16 protein-coding genes are annotated in these 20,504 nt (G+C 68.3%); 11 read left to right on the forward strand and 5 right to left on the reverse strand.

The genetic code is table 11. The annotated features are described in order from the left end of the window. Positions 1-66: 66 nt before the first annotated feature. The 6 genes from K7711_RS14605 (at position 67) to K7711_RS14630 (ending at position 8,419) form a co-directional block, all read left to right on the forward strand. Entirely contained in the window at positions 67-4,182 is a 4,116-nt protein-coding gene (locus K7711_RS14605; RefSeq protein ID WP_222969739.1) for an ATP-binding protein, read from the forward strand. Further along, positions 4,179-4,592: a roadblock/LC7 domain-containing protein gene (locus K7711_RS14610; RefSeq protein WP_011207200.1), complete on the forward strand. Its 414-nt coding sequence runs from the start codon at positions 4,179-4,181 to the stop codon at positions 4,590-4,592. Before K7711_RS14605 ends, K7711_RS14610 begins: the two co-directional genes overlap by 4 nt. Before the next feature lie 7 nt (positions 4,593-4,599). Next, on the forward strand, positions 4,600-4,974 hold the full coding sequence (locus K7711_RS14615; RefSeq protein ID WP_040818858.1) for a DUF742 domain-containing protein: 375 nt from the start codon (positions 4,600-4,602) through the stop codon (positions 4,972-4,974). Next, positions 4,955-5,557, forward strand: a complete 603-nt coding sequence (locus K7711_RS14620) for a GTP-binding protein (RefSeq protein ID WP_174435003.1) — start codon at positions 4,955-4,957, stop codon at positions 5,555-5,557. Before K7711_RS14615 ends, K7711_RS14620 begins: the two co-directional genes overlap by 20 nt. A 453-nt stretch (positions 5,558-6,010) precedes the next feature. Next, entirely contained in the window at positions 6,011-7,489 is a 1,479-nt protein-coding gene (locus K7711_RS14625; RefSeq protein ID WP_372460137.1) for a carboxyl transferase domain-containing protein, read from the forward strand. 72 nt (positions 7,490-7,561) lie between these two features. Beyond that, complete coding sequence (locus tag K7711_RS14630; RefSeq protein ID WP_222969741.1) at positions 7,562-8,419, forward strand: aldo/keto reductase; 858 nt, start codon at positions 7,562-7,564, stop codon at positions 8,417-8,419. Here the strand turns inward: K7711_RS14630 and K7711_RS14635 are convergent, their stop codons facing one another. Continuing rightward, positions 8,420-9,748, reverse strand: a complete 1,329-nt coding sequence (locus tag K7711_RS14635; protein ID WP_308014730.1) for an NAD(P)-binding protein — start codon at positions 9,746-9,748, stop codon at positions 8,420-8,422. Between the two features lie 123 nt (positions 9,749-9,871). On the opposite strand from K7711_RS14635, the gene K7711_RS14640 reads away from it, so the two are divergent. The 4 genes from K7711_RS14640 (at position 9,872) to K7711_RS14655 (ending at position 14,574) form a co-directional block, all read left to right on the forward strand. Continuing rightward, positions 9,872-10,597 carry an enoyl-CoA hydratase gene (locus tag K7711_RS14640; RefSeq protein WP_222969743.1) on the forward strand — a complete coding sequence of 242 codons (726 nt, stop codon included), beginning with the start codon at positions 9,872-9,874 and terminating at the stop codon, positions 10,595-10,597. Beyond that, a complete protein-coding gene (locus K7711_RS14645; protein ID WP_222969745.1) occupies positions 10,597-11,754 on the forward strand; it encodes an MBL fold metallo-hydrolase in 1,158 nt (385 codons plus the stop codon). The genes K7711_RS14640 and K7711_RS14645 overlap by 1 nt, the downstream gene beginning before the upstream one ends. Before the next feature lie 36 nt (positions 11,755-11,790). After that, entirely contained in the window at positions 11,791-12,204 is a 414-nt protein-coding gene (locus K7711_RS49290; protein ID WP_222969747.1) for an antitoxin, read from the forward strand. Between the two features lie 114 nt (positions 12,205-12,318). Next, positions 12,319-14,574, forward strand: coding sequence for an ATP-dependent DNA ligase (locus tag K7711_RS14655; RefSeq protein WP_222969750.1), 2,256 nt, complete (start codon positions 12,319-12,321; stop codon positions 14,572-14,574). Here K7711_RS14655 and K7711_RS14660 read toward each other — a convergent pair whose 3' ends face one another. Next, the gene (locus tag K7711_RS14660; RefSeq protein ID WP_222969752.1) at positions 14,575-15,219 is read right to left on the reverse strand and encodes a cysteine hydrolase family protein; all 645 of its coding nucleotides are present in this window, start codon (positions 15,217-15,219) and stop codon (positions 14,575-14,577) included. Between the two features lie 194 nt (positions 15,220-15,413). Here K7711_RS14660 and K7711_RS14665 point away from each other — a divergent pair, with 194 nt between their 5' ends. After that, positions 15,414-16,658 (forward strand): lipase family protein, encoded by a 1,245-nt coding sequence (locus K7711_RS14665; RefSeq protein WP_222969754.1) that lies wholly within the window; start codon positions 15,414-15,416, stop codon positions 16,656-16,658. Positions 16,659-16,667: 9 nt separating this feature from the next. Here K7711_RS14665 and K7711_RS14670 read toward each other — a convergent pair whose 3' ends face one another. The 3 genes from K7711_RS14670 to K7711_RS14680 all read right to left on the reverse strand — a co-directional run bounded on the left by K7711_RS14670 (position 16,668) and on the right by K7711_RS14680 (position 20,493). Further along, entirely contained in the window at positions 16,668-17,300 is a 633-nt protein-coding gene (locus K7711_RS14670; protein WP_222969756.1) for a DUF8020 domain-containing protein, read from the reverse strand. Positions 17,301-17,576: 276 nt separating this feature from the next. Then, positions 17,577-18,314, reverse strand: coding sequence for an energy-coupling factor transporter transmembrane component T family protein (locus K7711_RS14675; RefSeq protein WP_222969758.1), 738 nt, complete (start codon positions 18,312-18,314; stop codon positions 17,577-17,579). A gap of 49 nt (positions 18,315-18,363) precedes the next feature. Next, positions 18,364-20,493 (reverse strand): DUF2232 domain-containing protein, encoded by a 2,130-nt coding sequence (locus K7711_RS14680; protein WP_222969760.1) that lies wholly within the window; start codon positions 20,491-20,493, stop codon positions 18,364-18,366. Positions 20,494-20,504 lie beyond the last annotated feature (11 nt).

Genomic DNA, 20,504 nt, shown 5'->3' on the forward strand with positions numbered 1-20,504 from the left:
CAGCCATGCGATCGTGGAGGCTCGCTGATGGCGCATGGCTGGGGCCAGTTTGGAAAGTGAGTGAAGATGCGCGACGCCGCTAGGTCCGGCAACAAGCGTTGGGCGCTTAGCAACTGGGACCTGCGTTGGAAGGTTACGGCGGTTCTGGCCGTCCCCCTTCTCGTTGCGGTGGTGCTCGGCGCGTCCAGGATCGCGGCGCAGTTCAGCGACTCGAGTCGGCTGGATGCCGCGGTGACACATGTCGGGGCGATTCCCGCGGTGACCGGGCTCAGTGGCGCGGAGGCCACGGTGGCCAGTGAACAGATGGCGCAGATCGCTCCGGGCCAATCGCTGGTCCAGGACGCCGATCTGACCGCGCTCGACAACGCAATCACCTCCGCCCAGAAGAATTCGGCGCGCCTGGACGGCGTGCCGGGCGGGCAGGCCGCGCTCGATCAGATGATCGCGGGCGCCAAGGAGGTGCGGGCCAACGGCCACACGCCGTCGCCCACGGTGACCGACGCGGTCAATCACGAAGAGAGCATTCGGCAGAACAGCGTCCGGACGACCGAGCAGATCACCGCGACGGTCTCCGACCCGCAGGTGGAGCAGGCCAAGCTGCGCCTGGTCGACACCCTGAACACGCGTGCGGTGGAGGTTTCGGAGGTCGCCGCGATCTCCGAGGCGCTGCGCGGCGACTCCAAGGGCGCGCTGCGTGACTTCCAGATCGCCGCCAACACCGAGCGGCAGATGCTCTCCACCCTGGCGCACCGCTTCCCGGACAACGATCCGACGATCACCGCGCTGAACCAGCTGGTCAGCAAGCGAATCGAACTGGCCGGCAGCCCGCAGGCCGCGGTCGGCCAGATTCCCGTGGCGGACCTCAAGCAGTCGCTGCAGGACAGCCTGTCGTACTACCAGAAGATCGTCGACAGCTCGACCAGCCAGATCACCGCGCGAGTGAACCAGCTGGCCGACGACGCCCGTACCGGTGCGATCCGCTACGCGATCATCGTCATCGCGACGATCATGGCGGCGCTGCTGCTCGCGGTCGTCATCGCGCGGTCGATGATCGTGCCGCTGCGTAAGTTGCGTCTGGCCGCGCTGCGCGTCGCCGAGCACGACCTCGGTCACGAGGTCTCCCGATTGCGTGACGGCGCATCTCCCGAGGACGTGCCACTGGAACCGATGCCGGTGCACACCGATGAGGAAGTCGGTCAGCTCGCCCGCGCCGTCGACGACATCCACGGACAGGCATTGCGTCTGGCGGCGGATCAGGCCTCGATGCGTACCCAGGTCAACGATATGTTCGAGACCCTGGCTCGACGCTCGAAATCCCTTGTCGACCATCAGCTCTCGCTCATCGAGGCGATGGAGTACGACGAGAAGGACCCGCGTCTGCTGGAGAACCTCTTCCGGCTGGACCACCTCGCCGCCCGTATGCGACGCAACGGCGACAACCTGCTGATTCTGGCCGGTACCCGGCAGCGGCGCGGTAAGTCCGCGCCGGTCGAGATCGCCGACGTGCTGCGTGCGGCCATCTCCGAGGTCGAGGACTACGAGCGGGTGAAACTGGGCGCCACCCCGCGCGGCGCCATCACCGAACCCGCCGCCTCCGACCTGGCGCACCTGTTCGCCGAGCTGCTGGACAACGCGCTGCGCGCCTCGCCGCCGGAGACCGACGTCAAGTTCACCTTCGCCCAAGCGCACGATCAGGGCCTGCTGGTCGAGGTCGCCGACCGCGGTATCGGTATGCCCCCGGCCGAAATGGCCGACATCAACCGTCGGCTGGAGACCGCCGCCGAGGTCGGTCCGGACACCGCGCGGCACATGGGTCTGTTCGTGGTCGGCCGGCTCGCCGAGCGGCACGGTCTGACGGTGCGGCTGCGGCCCACCTTCGACACCGCACGGGACCCGGGCGTCACCGTCACGGTGCATCTGCCCAAGCCGATCATCGTCGCGCCGGTCGGCGGCTCCATCGCGGTGCCGACGCAGGCCACCCCGCAGGTGCCCACGCCGTCCCAGCCGATTCCGGTGCAGCCGCAGTCGACCACTCCGGCGGCCACCATGCAGACGCGTGCGGTCACCCGCACGCCGAGCGGCAACATGATGGTGACCGTGGATCCCGGTGTGAGCGGGGCGATTCCGACCGACGAGGACGCCGAGGACGGCCTGTCGGCCGAGGGCGTCATCGGCTCCACCCCGCCCGCGACGGCCAGTCCGAGCGGTGGTCTGCCGCAGCGTCAGCCGGCTGGTGCGGCTCCGAGTGGACTGCCGCAGCGTCAGCCGGGCAGTGCGACTCCGGGCGGTCTGCCGCAACGTCAGCCGGGGGCGGACGGTCCCACTCTGCGGCGCGCCACCACCGACAGCGGACCCGGTCTGCCACGGCGTGAGCCCGGCGCCAACGGCCCGCAGATGCCGGGCGCGCAGCCCGGCGCGAATCTGCCGCAGCGTCCGAATACCGGTGGCGGACTTGCTCAGCCACAGGCCAACCTGGCCGCGAATATGCTCAAGCGCCAGCCCGGCGCCGCGGGGCAGCCCCGCACCGGCGGTCTGCCGCAGCGTCAGCGCGGCGGTAACGGCGCGCCACAGCGTGAGCCCGGTGCGGGCGGTATGCCGCCGCGCGAGGGCGGTCCCGGCGGGTTGCCGCAGCGGGGTATGGGTGCCGCGGGTCTGCCGCGTCGCGGAGGTCCGGCGGGGCCGGACGCCCCGGGTGGACCCACACCGCCGCAGGGCCCCGGTGGTCTTCCGGAACGTCCGGCCGCCAACCGGCAGCCGGGTCCGGGCGGTCTGCCGCAGCGTGAGCCCGGCGCCAACGGCCTGCCCAAGCGTGGACCCAACGGTCTGCCGCAGCGGGGCGGCGAGGGTCTGCCGCAGCGCGATGCCGCGGGTAACGGTCTGCCGCAGCGTGGTCCGGCCGGTGACGGTCTGCCGCAGCGTGGTCCGGGTGGTCTGCCGCAGCGCGATGCCGCGAGTGACGGTCCGTCCCAGCGCGATACGGCGGGCAATGGTCTGCCGCAGCGTGATTCGGCTGCGCCGCAGCGTGATACACCGGGCACCGGCCTGCCGAAGCGGGATCCACTGAGCGGGGATCTCCCGCAGCGCGATGCCGCGAGCAATGCGCTGCCGCCGCGGGATCCGTCCGCCGGTGGTCTCCCACCGCGCGACGGCGGTCTGCCGCGGCGTCAGCCGGGCGCGAACGGTCTGCCGCAGCGTGGTCCGGGTGGTCTGCCGCAGCGCGATGCGGCGGGTAACGGCCTGCCGCAGCGCGAGAACACGGGTAACGGTCTGCCGCAGCGTGACGGCAACGGTCTGCCCAAGCGCGAGAGCCCCGGCCTGCCGAAGCGGGAGAGCACCGGCAACGGCCTGCCCAAGCGCGATCCGCTCACCGGTGACCTGCCCAAGCGCGATCCGCTCACCGGTGACCTGCCCAAGCGCGATCCGCTCACCGGAGATCTGCCCAAGCGCGATCCGCTGACAGATGATCTTCCGCAACGTGATTCGATTGGTAACGGCCTGCCGCAGCGCGACTCCGCCGGAACCGGCCTGCCGCGCCGCAGCGCCACTCCGCCCGGATTGCCGCAGCGAAATTCGGCGGAAACCGAGCCGCCGCAGCGGGATTCGGGTATAACCGGTCTGCCGCAACGCAAGCCCGGTGCCGGACTGCCGCCGCGTCCGCTGCCGACGCCCGGCCTGAGCCTGCCGCCTGCGGATCGATCGGCCGAGAACACAGACAAGGGGGAGGACCTGGGCGAGGGCCGCGAACGCGGTCGCCACAGCTTCAAGTCCAACCCGCAGAAGACGGCCGCGTTCTTCCAGACGCGGTTGCAGCCCACCGAGGACACTCAGTCGTCGATGGCCGACAGTCCGATCTTCGCGGAGATGATGTCGGCCTGGCTGTCGGATCCGAATTCGGATCGGTCCGAGGTGGCTGCCGCCTTCGAGTCGCCGGGCGACGAGGGCTGGGAGGCTGCCCGCCGGGCGGTCGAAACGACCTCGGACAAGCGCACCGCATCCGGACTGCCACAACGCGATCCGGGTAACCGGCTCGTACCCGGTGGTGTGGATGGCAAGGTCGACCGGGTACCGCGTAACCGGGACGCCGATGCCATCAGGTCAAGTCTGAGTCGTCACCAGCAGGGCGTCCGGGATGGCCGCGCAATGAAGGCAATGAACCTTACCGGAGATAAAGGAGACCGATGAACCCCGATCTAGGTGGTACGAACCGTCAGCTGGACTGGCTGGTTTCGAACTTCGCCAACGAGGTTCCTGGCGTCGCTCATGCCGTGCTGGTTTCGGCGGACGGTCTGTTGATGGCCGCGAGCGCCCAGTTGCCCGTGGACCGTGCCGAGCAGCTATCCGCAGTGACCGCCGGGCTGGCCAGCCTCTCGGTGGGTGTGTCGAACCTGTTCGAGGGCGGCACAGTTCTGCAATCCGTAGTCGAGATGGAACACGGCTACCTATTGCTGATGGCCGTCGGCGACGGTTCCTATCTGGCCGTGCTGACCAACACGTCGTGCGACATCGGCCAGGTCGGCTACGAGATGGCGCTGTTGGTTGAGCGGGTGGGCCAGACGGTTCAGGCGACGCCTCGCGTCACGATGGGTTCCTGATGGTGGGATGGACATAGACAACCAGCGCGTGGGGAGCGCCGAGCCGAGCCTCGTACGCCCGTACTCACTGACCGCCGGCCGCACGCGGCCGACGGTCGAGTTGGCGTTGGAGGCCCTCGTCGCAGCGCAAGCGGTCGCCTTCGAGCGGCAGTTCGAACTCACCAATATCGAGACGTCAATCGTGGAGTTGTGCAGGGAGTCGCCATCGGTTGCCGAACTGGCTGCCCGGCTGGGTATCCCGATCGGGGTGGCACGTGTTCTCGTTGCCGATCTCATCGAGGCCGGACATGTACGAGTCTCGGCGACATTGAAGGACGACTCGAGCGACGATGAACGTCGCGAGCTGATCGAAAGGGTTCTTAGTGGACTCCGGCGTATTTGATTCGACGGCCCAGGTCGATACCCGCACCAGTAAACCTACCTCGGCGAAGATCGTGGTCGCGGGCGGTTTCGGTGTGGGCAAAACGACCCTGGTCGGTGCGGTCTCGGAGATCGTTCCGCTGCGCACCGAGGCATTGGTGACCAATGCCAGTGTCGGGGTCGACAGCCTGGCCGCCGTGCCGACGAAGAACACCACAACGGTGGCGATGGACTTCGGCAGGATCAGCCTCGCCGATGACCTCGTGCTCTATCTGTTCGGTACACCGGGGCAGTACCGCTTCTGGTTCATGTGGGACGACCTGATCCGCGGCGCCATCGGCGCCGTGGTGTTGGTCGACACCCGCCGGCTGGAGGACAGCTTCGCCGCCGTCGATTATTTCGAGGCGCGCAGCCTGCCGTTCCTGGTCGCCATCAACGAATTCGATGATGCGCCCAGGTATCCGACCGAGGACATCCGGCAGGCGCTGGCCGTCCCGGCGGACGTGCCGATCATGTCGATCGACGCGCGCCGGCGGGAGCCGGTGAAGCAGGCGCTGGTCTCGGTCACCGAGTACGCGCTGCGCAAGGTCGTACAGGGTTACTGAGCCCGGCGAGACAGGGTCACGAGCCCTGCCTGCCGGAGCAAGGGCTGCCCCTGTGCTCCGCGGCGTGTTCCGGCGCCACGGGGTGATCACACCCAGTCGCACCCCCGCCGGGGATGCGCACGTCCGATCCGAGCGGGTCGGACGCGTCGCGTATCCCGGGCAAGGGTGCGACTGTCCGTGACTCGATGAGGGCTGTGGTCCATTAGCTCTCGCTGTCACGAACGCCGTGTAGCGGATCACCCACGCCGCCGCGAACATATCCTTAACTCGATCTGCGTACACTCACCGATCACAGGAATACACAGCGGGCCGCCTGAGTTCCGCCCACCCCAGACAACGCCAACCCCAAAGGTCTCGGCCCTTGGGGGCCGCGACCCGCCGGAGCGAAGCGGAGGCAAGAAAATACAGTCTGCGCGAGAGTTGTTGGCGGAGTTGCTCGATGCCGGTTCTTTCGTGACCTGGGATCGGTCGCCGGTGGAGGTTGCGACGGGGGCCGAGTATCGCGAGGACCTGCGGGCGGCTGCGGATCGTTCGGGGGTGGACGAGTCGGTGGTGACCGGTGAGGGCCGGTTGCGAGGGCGGCGGATCGCTGTGATCGCTTGTGAGTTCGGATTTCTCGCGGGATCGATCGGCGTGGCGGCGGCGGAGCGGATAGTGCTTGCGGTGGAGCGGGCGACCGAACTCGGATTGCCCCTGGTGGCCTCGCCGACCTCGGGTGGCACCCGGATGCAGGAGGGCACAGTCGCTTTCGTGCAGATGGTGAAGATCGCCGGGGCCGTGACGATACACAAGGCGGCCGGGTATCCGTATCTGGTGTATCTGCGCGATCCGACGATGGGCGGGGTGTTCGCGTCCTGGGGTTCGTTGGGGCACATGACATTCGCCGAGCCGGGCGCGTTGATCGGCTTTCTCGGACCGAGGGTTTATCAGGCGCTGTACGGACGGCCGTTCCCCGAAGGTGTGCAGACCGCCGAGAATCTGTATCGCAACGGGGTCGTCGACGGCGTGGTGCCGGTTCGGGTGTTCCGGCGGATCGTGCATCGGGTGTTGAACGTTGTGAATAACCTTCAGGGGCAGGGGATTTCGGATTCCGACCGGTCGGGATCGGGGATGGTCGTCGAGAACACCGGATCAGATGATGCGAAACACCCTGTGGAACAACCGGGTTCGAGCGCTTGGGATTCGGTGCTGATCTCCCGCCGCCCGGAGCGCCCCGGAATACGCGAACTGTTGCGCCACGTGACGGACCGAGTTCCGTTGAGCGGCACCGGTCAAGGCGAATCGGATCGGACCGTCGTATTGGCGCTGGCTCGTCTGCGCGGTCGACCGTGTGTGGTGTTCGGACACGATCGGGCGGGGCAGACCGGCGAGAACACCATGGGCCCGGCCGCATTACGGGAGGCGCGGCGCAGTATGCAGCTGGCCGCGGAACTGCACCTGCCGCTGGTTCTGGTGATCGATACCGCCGGTGCGGCACTCTCGCGCGAGGCCGAGGAACGCGGCCTGGCTCCCGAAATCGCCCGCTGTCTGGCCGATCTCATCACGCTCGAGACACCCACCGTCTCGGTGCTGCTGGGACAGGGCAGCGGCGGTGGCGCACTGGCTCTGCTCCCGGCCGACCGGGTGCTCGCCGCGACGCACGCCTGGCTCGCGCCGCTGCCGCCGGAGGGCGCCAGCGCCATCGTCTTCCGCGACACCGAGCACGCACCCGCGCTGGCCGACGCGCAACGTATCCGCGCGGCCGATCTGCTGGCCGACGGTGTGGTGGATCGCATCGTGCCCGAATATCCGGACGCAGCGGACGAATCGGTCGACTTCGCCCGTCGCATGGTGAGCACGATCGCCGCCGAATTGACCCGGCTGGACGGCCGATCGGCGGACGAACTCGTGCTCGCTCGCCAGCAGCGGTACCGCCGCCTCGGTCTGCGATGAGCGCGGACCAGCGCACCAACACGCTCCGGGGCGTTCGTTGACGGTTGGACGAACCGCTCCTACCGTCGAATCGTGACCTATCGCAGCGAGACCAGTGCCGTCCCCTCGATCGTCCTGAACGACGGGTCCGTGATTCCGAGGCTCGGCTTCGGTGTCTTCCAGGTTCCGCCGGGGGATGCGGCGGCGGCGGTCACGTCGGCGTTGGAGGTCGGATACCGCAGTATCGACACTGCGGCCGTCTACGCCAATGAGGCCGGAGTGGGTGATGCGGTGCGCAAATCCGGCCTGGACCGCGACGAGGTCTACCTCACCAGCAAGCTGTGGAATTCCGAGCAGGGCTACGACTCCACGCTGCGTGCCTTCGATGCCACCATGGCCGAGCTGGACATGGATTATCTGGATCTGTACCTGATCCATTGGCCGGTGCCCGCCGCCGATCGGTACGTGGATACGTTCCGCGCGATGCAGGAGATCAAGTCGCAGGGGCGGGTCGGATCGATCGGTGTGTCGAATTTCACTCGCGAACATCTGGAGCGGCTGATCGGCGAAACCGGAGAGACTCCGGTGCTGAACCAGGTCGAGTTGCACCCCAGCCTGGCGCAGCCGGAACTGCGCGCCTTCCACGCCGAGCACGGCATCGCGACCGAGGCGTGGGCCCCGCTCGGGCAGGGCTCGGAGCTGAAGGATCCGACGATCGGCTCGATCGCCGCGGAGGTCGGCCGCAGTCCCGCTCAGGTGATCATCCGCTGGCATCTGCAGCTGGGCAATGTGGTGATTCCCAAGTCGGTGACCCCGTCCCGGATCGAGGAGAACTTCGACGTGTTCTCCTTCGAGCTGAGCTTCGAGCAGATGCAGCTCATCTCAGCGCTGGATACCGGCAGCCGGCTCGGTCCGGATCCGGCGACTTTCCGCGTCGGCCTGGAGGATTGATCACACGCGGCGCAGGCCGAGGTACTCGGTGAGTTCCACCGCGGCGGCCCGGCCCGCGCGATTCGCGCCGATGGTGCTGGCCGACGGGCCGTAGCCGAGCAGATGGATGCGCGGGTCGGCGGCGACCTGGGTCGCGAGCCGACCGGTCATGGTGATGCCACCGCCCGGTCCGCGCAGCCGCAGCGGCGCGAGATGATCGAGCGCACTGCGGAATCCGGTGGCCCACAGGATCACCTCGGCGGGCTGGAAGGAGCCGTCCGCCCAGCGCACGCCGTCCGGTTCGATCCGGGTGAACATCGGATGCCAGTCCATTACGCCGCGTGCGCGTGCGGCACGAATCCGGTCGTCGACCGGTAGTCCGGTCACCGACACCACCGAGCGGGGCGGCAGTCCGCGCCGCACCCGATCCTCGACCATCGCCACCGCGCGCCGCCCGGCCTCACGGGTGAATTCTTCGGTGCGCCAGCGCGGTTCGGTCCGCGACGTCCAGGTCGTCGTGGTCACCTGCGATATCTCGTCGAGCAACTGGACCGCCGAGATTCCGGCGCCCACGACCACCACGTGCCGCCCGGCGAACTCTTCGGCGGTCCGGTAGTCGTGGGCATGCAGTTGCCGCCCACCGAACGTCTCGGCGCCCGGGTAGTAGGGGATGAAGGGCTTCTCCCATGTTCCCGTCGCATTGATCAGCCCCCGCACCCGCAGTGTCGTCGCTACTGCGTCGGAAGCCTTTGCCGCAGCGGCAGATTCGTTGCTCGGATCCGAATGTCCGTTCGTCCGCGCTGCGGCCGTGCGATGGTCCCCGTCGCCAGTTGTGTCGGAATGCCGTGTTGCACTGCCGTATTCACTCGCCGGTCCGGTCGGCTCGGCGGATGTGTGGGGAGTCGGGTCGGCCGGCTCGCCGGAGGGCGGTGTCGTAGCGCCCGGGACGGTTTCGGCGTGCAGTAGTCCGTCGACGGATTCGGTGGGGCAGGTGCTGGGGGTGGCGCGGTCGCAGACCACGCGGACGGTGGTGGGCCGGTGGACGCGCAGGTCGTAGCGCTGCTCGTAGCGGGCGTAGTACTCGGGGATGGCGGTGGCGGCCTGGGCGTGTTCGGAACCTGGGCGCAGCACTTCGGCAAATGCCATTCCTGGGAGGTCGTGAACGCCGTTCACGGTGGTGAGGGTGAGCGAGGGCCAGCGGAACTGCCAGGCCCCGCCGGGGCCCGGCGCGTGATCGATGATGAGAAAGTCCTGTTCGGGACGCAGCCCGAGGCGTCGGAGGTGGTATCCGGCGGACAGTCCGGCCTGTCCGGCACCGATCACCAGGATGTCGGCATCGGGTGCGGTCACGGCCGCCACAGTACCGCGAAGTGCGTCGGGTGCGGCCGGGCAACCGTGCGCCGCATACAGTGAAGGTTGTCCGAGGCGAGACGATGTGTCCGAGCCCACTACCGCACGAACCGGGGAGGCCCCTTGCTCGCAGTGAGCCGCGATGGTGACGTTGTCACCATCGAATTACAGCGTCCGGAGCGCCGCAACGCGCTCAACGAGGAATTGGTGGGGCGGCTGCGCGAGGCCGTGATCACCGCCGCGGCGGATGCCCGGGTGATCGTGCTGACCGGTCAGGGCACGGTCTTCAGCGCGGGCGCGGATCTGAACGGGGTGTACTCGGAGACCTTCCTGGACGCCCTGATGGGCATGTTGTCCGCGATCGAGTCGGTGCCGGTGCCGGTCATCGCCGCGCTCAACGGCCCGGCACTGGGCGGTGGCGTGCAGCTGGCGCTGGCCGCGGATCTGCGGGTGATGGCTCCGGACGCCTACATCGGTATCCCGGCCGCGAAAATCGGTGTCTCCGTGGATCGTTGGACCGTGCGCCGGTTGGCCTCGATCATCGGCGGCGGCCCCGCGCGCAGCATCCTGCTGGGCCTGGACACCGTATCCGCCTCCGACGCATACACTTTCGGCTTCGCGAACCGGATCGGAACGTTGGACGACGCGCAGGGCTGGGCCAAGTCGATCGCCGAGCTGGCCCCGCTGTCGCTGCGTCATCTCAAGCTTGTGCTCAACGACGACGGCACTCGCGATCCGCAGTCATCGGCGCAGCGGGAGGCGCTCGAGGCCGCGTGGAGCAGCGCCGATGCACAGGAGGCGCGCATGGCGCGGCAGGAGAAGCGTCCGGCGAAATTCGAGGGGCGCTGATGAGTACCTTCACCACGATCGTGCGCCGCGCCACTCTGGGTGTGGCCGGTGCGGTCGGACTGAGCTGGGTCGCGCGAGCGGTGTGGGAGATGCCCGCGGCGATGGGCGCCTCGGTCTCGGCCATCGCGCCGGTGGCCGCGCGGTCCGCCCGCTATCGCAAAGGGCAGTTCTACAACACCGAACCCAGTTCCCAGCTGGTTCCGGGATCCGGTGTGTCGCTGATGTTCTCGGCACTGACCAGGCGCGGCGTCGGCCGTCCGACCGGCCGGATCCCGCTGGCCACACCGGATGTGCCCGAACAGGCCGGCGCCCTGGCGGTCACCTGGTACGGGCACGCCTCGACGCTGCTCGAGGTCGACGGGTATCGAATTCTCACCGATCCGGTGTGGAGCGAGCGGGTTTCGCCGTCCGCGATCGTCGGGCCGACCCGGTTGCATCCGGTGCCGGCGCCGCTGTCGGAGCTGCCGCCACTGGATGCGATCGTCATCTCGCACGATCACTACGACCATCTGGACCGCGATACCGTCACCGCGCTGGTCGCGAGCCAACAGGCGCCGTTCCTGGTGCCGATCGGCATCGGCGCACATCTGCGCATGTGGGATGTTCCCGAGGAACGCATCGTCGAACTGGATTGGGGCGCTTCGTTTTCGCTGTCCGAACCGGTCGGCGGCGGGCAGCCGGGCGAGCTGGTCGTGACATGCACCGAGGCACGGCACTTCTCCGGTCGCGGGTTGGTGCGCAATACGACGCTGTGGGCCTCGTGGGCGATCGCCGGACCCACCCGGCGCGTCTACTTCGGCGGAGATACCGGTTACACCAAGGCATTCGCGGAGATCGGCGAGAGCCTGGGCCCGTTCGATCTGACGCTGTTGCCGATCGGCGCGTACGACGTGCACTGGCCCGATGTGCACATGAATCCGGAGGAGGCGGTGCGCGCACACGCCGATGTGTGCGGCGGGAATTCCGGACACGGCCTGATCGTCCCGATTCACTGGGCGACCTTCAATTTGGCGTTCCACGGCTGGTCGGAGCCGGTGCGGCGACTGGTCGCCTCGGCCCGCGCGGCCGGAACTCCGGTATCGGTTCCGTTGCCGGGTCAACGTATCGATGCCAATGCGCTATCACCGCAGGTTCACTGGTGGGAAGATATGGGCTGACCAGCGATAAATCCGATGGGTGAAGGAGCGGGACGGATGAGTCTGATGGATACCCTCAAGGGCTTGGTCGGCAAGGGGAGGGAGGTGGCCGCCGAGAACGCCGACAAGATTCACGGTGCCGTGGACAAGGCCGGCGAGTTCATCGATGAGAAGACCGGCGGCAAGTACTCCGATCAGATCGGCAAGGGCGCCACGGCGTTGAAGAACGCGATCCCGGAACAGCCCGGAGCCGAATCCGAGGCAGCCGCGGAGGCGCCGTCCGCTCCCGAAGCGTCGTCGGCTCCCGAAACGCCTGCCGCACCTGAGGCGCCTGCCGCTCCCGAGGAGCCGTCCGCGCCTGAGGCACAGGCCGAACCCGAACCTGCCGCGGAGCCGGAGGCAGTCGTTGCCGAGCCGACGCCCGAGACCGCTTCGGAGAGCGACGCCGAACCCGAGCCCGGACAGGGCTGATTGTCGGCAATCTGTTGTCGGACGGGCTGTGCTGTAGGGCATGTTCGGCCGCCCGTCCGTCTGCAGACCCGCGTGTGTGGCCGGTACGCAGTTATCGGCCCGTAAACTTCGACCATGGCCACCCGCCGGGATTTCGGGGGTATCGAGGTTGAGCTGAGCAACCTCGACAAGGTGCTGTACCCGGCGACCGGGACCACCAAAGGCCAGGTTATCGACTATTTCACCGAGATCGCCCCCGCGCTGCTGCCGCATATCGCCGGTCGGGCGGTGACCCGCAAACGGTGGCCCAACGGGGTCGCCGAATCCTCCTTCTTCGAGAAGAATCTGGCCGCGCACGCGCCGACGTGGCTGGACCGGCGGGTGCAGCAGCATTCGAATCGCCGCGTGGTGTACCCGCTGATCGATTCGGTCGCGGGGATGGCCTGGCTCGGGCAGCAGGCCGCATTGGAAATCCATGTGCCGCAATGGATTTTCGACCATGATAAGCGCGGGCCGATCACCCGGCTGGTCTTCGATCTGGATCCGGGTCCGGGGGTGGGACTGGCCGAATGCGCGCTCGTCGCGATGCGGATCCGCGATACCGTGCGCGATGTCGGACTGGACGCCTATCCGGTGACCAGCGGTAGCAAGGGGATTCACGTCTACGTGCCGTTGGCGCGCGTGCTCGATCCGTCCGGGGCCTCCACGGTCGCCAAGCAGGTCGCGGTGGGCTTGGAGAAGGTGTATCCGGAGCTGGTGACCGCGACCATGGCGAAGGCGGCCCGGCCCGGCAAGGTCTTCCTGGACTGGAGTCAGAACAATCCGTCCAAGACCACGATCGCCCCGTACTCGCTGCGCGGGCGCACCTCGCCGATGGTTGCCGCTCCGCGCGCCTGGGACGAGATCGAGGACCGGGAAAGCTTGCGGCACTTGACCTTCGAGGAGGCGCTGGTTCGCTGGCGTGAGCACGGCGACCTGCTGGCCGGACTGGATGCCTCGCATCGAGCCGGTGCGCCGGATCCGCTGGCCACCTATCGCTCGATGCGCGATCCCGAGCGGACTCCGGAACCTGTTCCGTCGCAACCTCCTACGCCCGGCGCGGGCAATCGGTTCGTCGTGCAGGAACATCACGCCCGCCGTCTGCACTGGGACGTGCGGCTCGAGCGCGACGGGGTGCTGGCGTCCTGGGCGGTGCCGAAGGGGCCGCCGACATCCTCGGCGGAGAATCGGCTCGCCGTGCGGACCGAGGATCATCCGTTGGAATACCTGGACTTTCACGGTTCGATCCCGCGGGGAGAGTACGGCGCGGGTGCGATGACGATCTGGGATTCGGGCACCTACGAGGCCGAGAAGTGGCGCGAGGACGAGGTGATCGTGCGGTTTCGCGGCACTCGCCTGGACGGCCGGTACGCGCTGATCCGAACCCGGGGCGACCAATGGCTCATGCATCTGATGAAGTCGGAACCTGTTGCAGCGCAATCGGTATCGAACGGTCAGCGGCGTCCGGTCGAGCTGCCCCGCGATCTGAGCCCGATGCTGGCCACCGCCGGTGACGTGGCGACCCTGGATGCGACGGACTGGGCTTTCGAGACGAAATGGGACGGCTTCCGGTTGATCGTCGAGATCGCCGACGGCGTGGTCACCGCACGCAGCCGGGCCGGAAATACCGTGACCGAACGGTATCCGCGCCTGGCCGCACTCGGTGAGGAGCTCGACGAGCATCGTGTGGTGCTCGATGGCGAGGCGGTCGTCTTCGATGCCGACGGAATAGCGAACCTCGCTCTGCTACAGGCGGATTCGGTGCGAGCCGAATTCGTCGCCTTCGATGTGCTGTATCTGGACGGCACATCCCTGGTCCGCAAACGCTATTCGGATCGCCGTCGGGTGCTCGAGGCGTTGGCCGCTCGCGCGCCCGCGCTCCTGGTGCCGCCTCGGCTGGACGGTTCCGGTGCGCAGGCATTGGACTACAGCCGCGAACACGGGATGGAGGGTGTGGTCGCCAAACGACTGGACTCGGTCTACCTGCCCGGACGACGCGGGCAGTCCTGGATCAAGACCCGCAACTGGCGCACCCAGCAGGTGGTCGTCGGCGGCTGGCGACGCAGCACCGCGCGGCCGTTCGCCTCTCTGCTGGTCGGGGTGCGGCACGAGGGCGAGCTGATCTACGCCGGGCGGGTCGGCACCGGATTCGACGAGCGGGAGATGGCGGATCTGGCCGCCCGCATGCGCCGCCTGGAACGCAAGACCAGCCCGTTCGACAACGACCTGACTCCCGCCGAACGCGAGGACGCCGTCTGGGTGACGCCGAAGCTCACCGGCGCCGTGCGCTATATGAACTGGACCGAATCCGGCCGCCTGTGGCATCCGGGCTGGCTCGGATCCAGTACTTGATCAGGCGTTTCCGGTCAGCAGCGGGACGATCGTGGACACATCGGTGACGATCGCGTTGCCCTGGAAGGCGAAATCGTCCAGCGCCCGGCCCATCGCCGCTTCGTCCCGGCCGCCGCAGGCGTCACCGACGACGACCGGGATGAAGCCCAGGTCGGTGGAGTGCGTGACGGTCGGTGCGATGCCGATCTCCAATGCCACACCTGTGATGGCGTAGGAGACGATGCCCAGGTCGCGCAGCGTCGCGGTGAGCGGGGTGCCCTCGAATGCGGACATCGTCGTCTTGTCGAAGACGATCTCGTCCGGTCCCGGGCGCAATTCCGGCACCAGTTCGAAGCCCGGCGTGTCGCGCAACAGGATCGGCTGCAGGTCCTCGACCGCATCGACGCCCTGCCAGTTCATCGCCATACGCAGGGCGAATACGCCGCTGAGGCGGGGAGGAAGGAACATGTGCCGCAAGAACACGACCGGATATCCGCCCTGGCGCGCCGCCTGCACCACGCGCACCACCTGTGCGACGATCGCGTCGGCGTGCTCGAGCTGGGACAGCACTCCCACCTGCATGTCGTAGACGATCACCGCCATCCGGTGCGGGTCACAGACGTCGGCGAGTCCGTCCGGAATGTCGAGCCCATTGCCCTGTCGCACCGAACTCTCCTTCTGTCGCATGCGGTTTCGACCCACAGTACCGGGCGTCGGCGTGTCGCGGAAACGTTCGCCGACCGGCCGCGGACATCGTTGACCTGGGTATTCGGGACCGATAGCGTGCTGTCTCGGTGGTGAGGTGCGGTCGGGGTGATCGGTGCTCGCGGTACCTCGTGCGGCGACGTGGGAGGTAACGGATGGGATTCGGGTGGCTCGCGGGTGCACACGCCTCGCGTCGGCGGACAGGCGTGGTCCTGTCCGTGGCGATCGCCATGGTGCTGGGCCTGCTGTCGACGCAGCCGACCAGCGCCGATGCGCGCTCTCCCGACGACGACCCGTTCTACGCCGCGCCCGCGGATCTGGCCGCCCAACCGGACGGTGCGGTGCTCGGCACCCGCGCGATCGACGTCTTCGGCCTGCCGCTGCCGATCTCGGCATGGCAATTGCGGTACCGCACAACGGATTCGGTGGATCGACCGATTGTGGGTGTGGCCACGGTGCTGGCGCCGACCACCTCGTGGGACAAGGGTCCGCGGCCGCTGCTGAGCTATCAGGTGCCCGAGGACAGCCTCGGCACCCGATGCTCGCCGTCCTTCGCTTTTTCCGGCGGACGTGATCCCGGCGTGGTGAACACACTGCTGGACGTGCCGTTCATGACCGCCGCGCTGTTGCGTGGCTGGGGGTTGGTGATCAGCGATTACGAGGGTCCGTACTCGCGGTTCCTGGACGGTCCGGGTGCGGGCCGGTCGGTGCTGGACGGCGTGCGGGCGGCGCTGTCCTTCGCGCACGGCGGTGTGCAGGCGACGAGTCCCGTTGGGGCTTGGGGATATTCGGGTGGTGCGTTCGCCACGCTGTGGGCGGCGCAGATGCGCGCGACCTATGCGCCGCAGGTGCGGTTCGCTGGGATCAGCACCGGCGGCGTTCCGGCCGACCTTCCCGCGATCGCCCGGCGCGTGGACGGCGGGCTCCAGGCCGGGCTGGCCCTGCTGATCGTGATGGCGCTGACTCGCAATCACCCCGAGTCGGGACTGTCCGGCATGCTCAACGATCGCGGGCGGGCGTTCCTGGCCGCGAACGCCACCGCCTGTGGATCCGATCTGGTGCCGCAAAACGTCAACGCGCATGTCGACGACTACACGAATGATCCGAATCTGTTGGACAGCAAAGTATTTCGCAATGTAGCCGCGGCCAATGAACTGGGCGTGAACGCACCGGACGTGCCGCTGTACATGTATCACAGCAACTCCGACGACGTGATTCCAGTGACGGGATTCAGTGCCCTGGTCGACCGGTACTGCGCGTCGGGCGCGACTGTCACCGCGATCCATTCACCGTTTCCCACACACAACGGCGCGGCGGCCGGAGAGGCTCTGGGGGGGATGAATTTCCTCGCCGACCGCTTCGCCGGGCGGCCCGTCACACCGGGCTGCACCATTCGATGAATGCCGTGATCACTGATTCCACTTGGTGGTGCCGGGTGCGGCGCCGAGGGTGTTGACCAGGTCCAGACCCGCGATGACCAGCGCCGGGCCGCCGACGGCGATCGTGCCGATGATGCCGCCGAGCGCGGCTCCCGCCAGGACGCTCGCCACCACGCCGGGGCCGCTGACGATGCCGGTGAGCCCGATCAGTGCGCCCAGGGTCGTGCCGATGAATCCGCCGATCGCGGTGGCGATGCCGAACTGGGTCGAGAAGGCTTCCAGCGCATGCTGATTCTCCGTCAACGAGGCCACCGGAAGCGCCCGTGCCGGCCGGGCCGCGGCCACATCCTTCACCGCGGTCAGGTCCAGTTCGCGCGAATCGGCGCTGATCCGGTGCGGCAGTGGGTATTCCGTGCCGTTCTGCCGGATCGACAGCGGCAGTGTGACGACGGTGTTGCCGTCGGTGTCGCGGATGTCGACGGTGCGCTGATCGGCCGCCGTTCGGAACGATCCACCGGTGAGTGTGGTCTGCACGGTATTGCCCACCAACTTCGTGGCATAGTGCACCACCGGCATGGCGGGATCGGCGTGCACGGTACCGGCGCCGAGGCCGAGGGCGATCGCCACCGGTACGACGGTAGCGATGAACTTGCGCAGGAGCATTCGCCTGTTCCAATCTTGATCAGGTTCGTCGGAGAACAAGGGCGCGCGCAGGCAGAGACTCCCGCTAATCGACCGGGTGCGCGCGGGTTCGTGTAGCGAAGTGGTAACTGCTGCACGTTCGCGCAATCCTAGAGATTGCGAGGATTGCCATTCCCGAATCTTGGCTAATCCCTCGAGATTCGGCCGTGATTGGATGATTCCGGGGTGCGAAAAAGACCCCGGGTCGGTTGATTCCCGGGACTATTCGTGCGAATCGGAGGATTCCTACCGAGCGGTCTAGAGCGCGAGGTTGATCGCCACTGCCGCAACGCCTATCGCGATCACGACGAGTAGTGCGACCACATCGCGACGTCCCGGGGCGCTCGGATACGCGGTGAGTTGCCCGGTGCCGCCGCGCGCGGTGATCGCCTCGCCGAGTTCGCCCGCGCGGCGCGTGGACACCGCCATCGCCGCGGTCAGGATGTCCATGATCGCGTTGTCGGTGGCGCGTTGCAGCAGACCGCCGTTCGGGCGCAGTTTGCGTGCGGCGCGCAGGATGCGCATCTCGTCCAGCAGGAGCGGAAGGCCGCGCAACGTCAGCGCGACCACCACGGCCCATTCGTCCACCGGCACCCGCAGCAGACGCAGTGGCGCACCGAGTTTCGCCAGGGCGGGCGCGATCTCGCCCATCGGGGTGGTCCACGCGATCAGGAAGGAGGAGATGACCAGCAGCAGCGCGAACGTCATGGTCTGCGCGTAGTGCAGCACCGCCGCCCAACCGGCAGGCAGGGAGGTGAAGGCGCCGACGCTCAGCAGCGCCCAGAACGGCCACGGCAGTCGCGGCAGGGTGCCCGGCGGCAGATGCGCCACCGCGCCGACGGCGATCAGGAAGACCACCACCAGGCCCAGCACCGGCCAGGAGGGCTCGAACAGCACGATCATGCTGAGCAGGAAGACCGCGATCATCTTCGTCCCGGCCCACAGCCGGTGCACCGGGCTCTGTACCGGAACCTCGCGGAGCAGCACCATGGTCATCGCGGGACTCCCGCACTGCCGGACGGAATGCGTTGTGCGCAAGTCGGTCTCATCGGTTACCTCCGGTCGCGCCGGGTCGCTTCGGGGTGAGCCGGGTCAGGCTTCGCGCCGCGAGTCCGGGAGTGTGGGCGGGTTCGGTCGTCGGCTGCACCGCGGTCTCCGGGATCAGGCCGTGCCGCAGGTGCACGGTCCGGTCGCAGACGCCCGTCATATCGTCCACGTCGTGTGAGATGACGATCAGGGTCAGGCCCGAATCCCGCAGGCGGGCAAGGAGTTCCACCACCTCGGCGCGGCCCTGCGGATCCAGTCCGGCCAGCGGCTCGTCGAGCACCACCACCTGCGGATGGCTGGCCACGATCGCCGCGAGCACCACGCGTTTGGCCTGGCCGCCGGAGAGTTCCTCGATCGAGTGCGAGGCCAGCGCGCGATCCAGGCCGACCGCGTCCAGCGCCCGGCCGACCGCGGCCGAGCCGGTACCGCTGCCGCCCCAGTCCTCGATCTCGGCGGCCACCGTCTGCCGCTGCAGTTGCAGCCGGGAATGCTGAAAGGCCAACGCCACCGTGCCGATTCGGGTCGAGACCCGGCGGGTGCCCGTGCCCTCGTGCAGTTCGCAACTACCGTGACTCGGTTCGACCAGTCCGGCCATGATCCAGGCCAGGGTGGATTTGCCCGATCCGTTCCCGCCCACGATCAGCAGCGCCTCGCCGCGCCGCACGGTGAGATCGACGCCGTGTAGAGCCGTTGCAGCCCAAGGGGTTCCGTGGTTGTAGGTGTGGCGGACACCGCGCAGCTCCAGGATCGGCTCGCCCATCGGACGGCGTCGCACGTCGCGGGCGGGGCGCGGCCAAGCGGGCAGCCGATCCACCTGCCGCCCGCCGGACAGATGCACCACGCGGTCCGCGGCCGCGGCATCGGCCTCGTGATGGGTGACCAGGACGACCGCCATCGGATGCCGCCGGGGCAGTTCGGCCAGCAGGGCGACCAGATCGCGGCGGCCGTCGGGATCGATCATCGAGGTGGCCTCGTCGGCGATCAGCAGCGCCGGTCTGCGGGCCAGCGCGGCGGCCACGGCCAGACGCTGCTGCTGACCGCCGGACAACGTGGCGGTCTCCGACTTGCCCATTCCGCCGAGCCCGACCTCGGCGAGCAGCGATTCCACCTCCACCTGCTCGGCCAGTTCCGGGGACAGACCCCACACCACGTCGTCGGCCACCTGCACGCCCAGGGTCTGGCTCTCCGGGCGTTGCAGGACCAGCGCGGTGCCGCCGAGTCGGCCCAGTCCGGCCGAGCCGGGACGTTCGACCGTGCCCGCGCTGGGCGGTCGTCCGGCCAGCAGCCTGGTCAGCGTCGATTTACCCGAACCGTTGTGTCCGACGACGGCCACGAACTCCCCGACGTCCACGGTGAGCGAGACCGCGGTGAGCGCATCGGTGCGCGCGCCCGGATAGCGGAACGACGCCCCGTGCAGGGTGACCGGCAGCGGCGCGATGGGACGGTCGTCGGGCGGGGCGTCCAACAGGTCGCGGCCGGGCAGCCAGGTCAGCCGGTCCAGGACCGAACCCAGGGCGAACCAGGAGAACACCGCGGTGGCGACCAGGCCGACGAGGATGCCGCCGCCGACATAGGCCCACCACCAGTGCAGTACCTCGTCGGTGAGCGAGCCCAGCGCCCGCCCCAGCGGCGCGAGCTGGGGTTGCTGTTCGGCGAGCCGCTGCACGCCCTTGGAAAGATTGCGGATGGTCTCGAACAACAGCTGTCGCGTGGCGGTGAACACCACCAGCATCCCGACCGAGAACAGCGAGGAGGCCAGACCGGCCAGGATCGAGAGTCCGATCACCGCGGGCAGACCGCCGCCGCGACGTTTGACGATGCCGACGATTCCGCCGATGATCGCCATCCCCACCGTGGTGAACGCGGAAAACATGCCCGCCACCACGAAGGTCACCAGGGTGGCCGCGGCCCCCGCGGTGAACACCGCGCGCAACCGGTGCCGATGCGCGAGCAGACCCATCGGCACCGCCGCGATCAGCATCAGCGCGGTGGCGATCGGCAGGACCGTGCCGACGGTCACCAATCCCACCGTGACACCGGCCAGGACCGCCCCGGTGGCCAATTCGATCGGGCGCAACGGCCCCTGCCCCAGCCGGGGCCGTTCGCTGCCTGTGGAAAGAGCGGTCACGATATCAAGTC

It is taken from the genome of Nocardia coffeae (genome assembly GCF_019890715.1).
Classification (GTDB): Bacteria; Actinomycetota; Actinomycetes; order Mycobacteriales; family Mycobacteriaceae; genus Nocardia; species Nocardia jiangxiensis.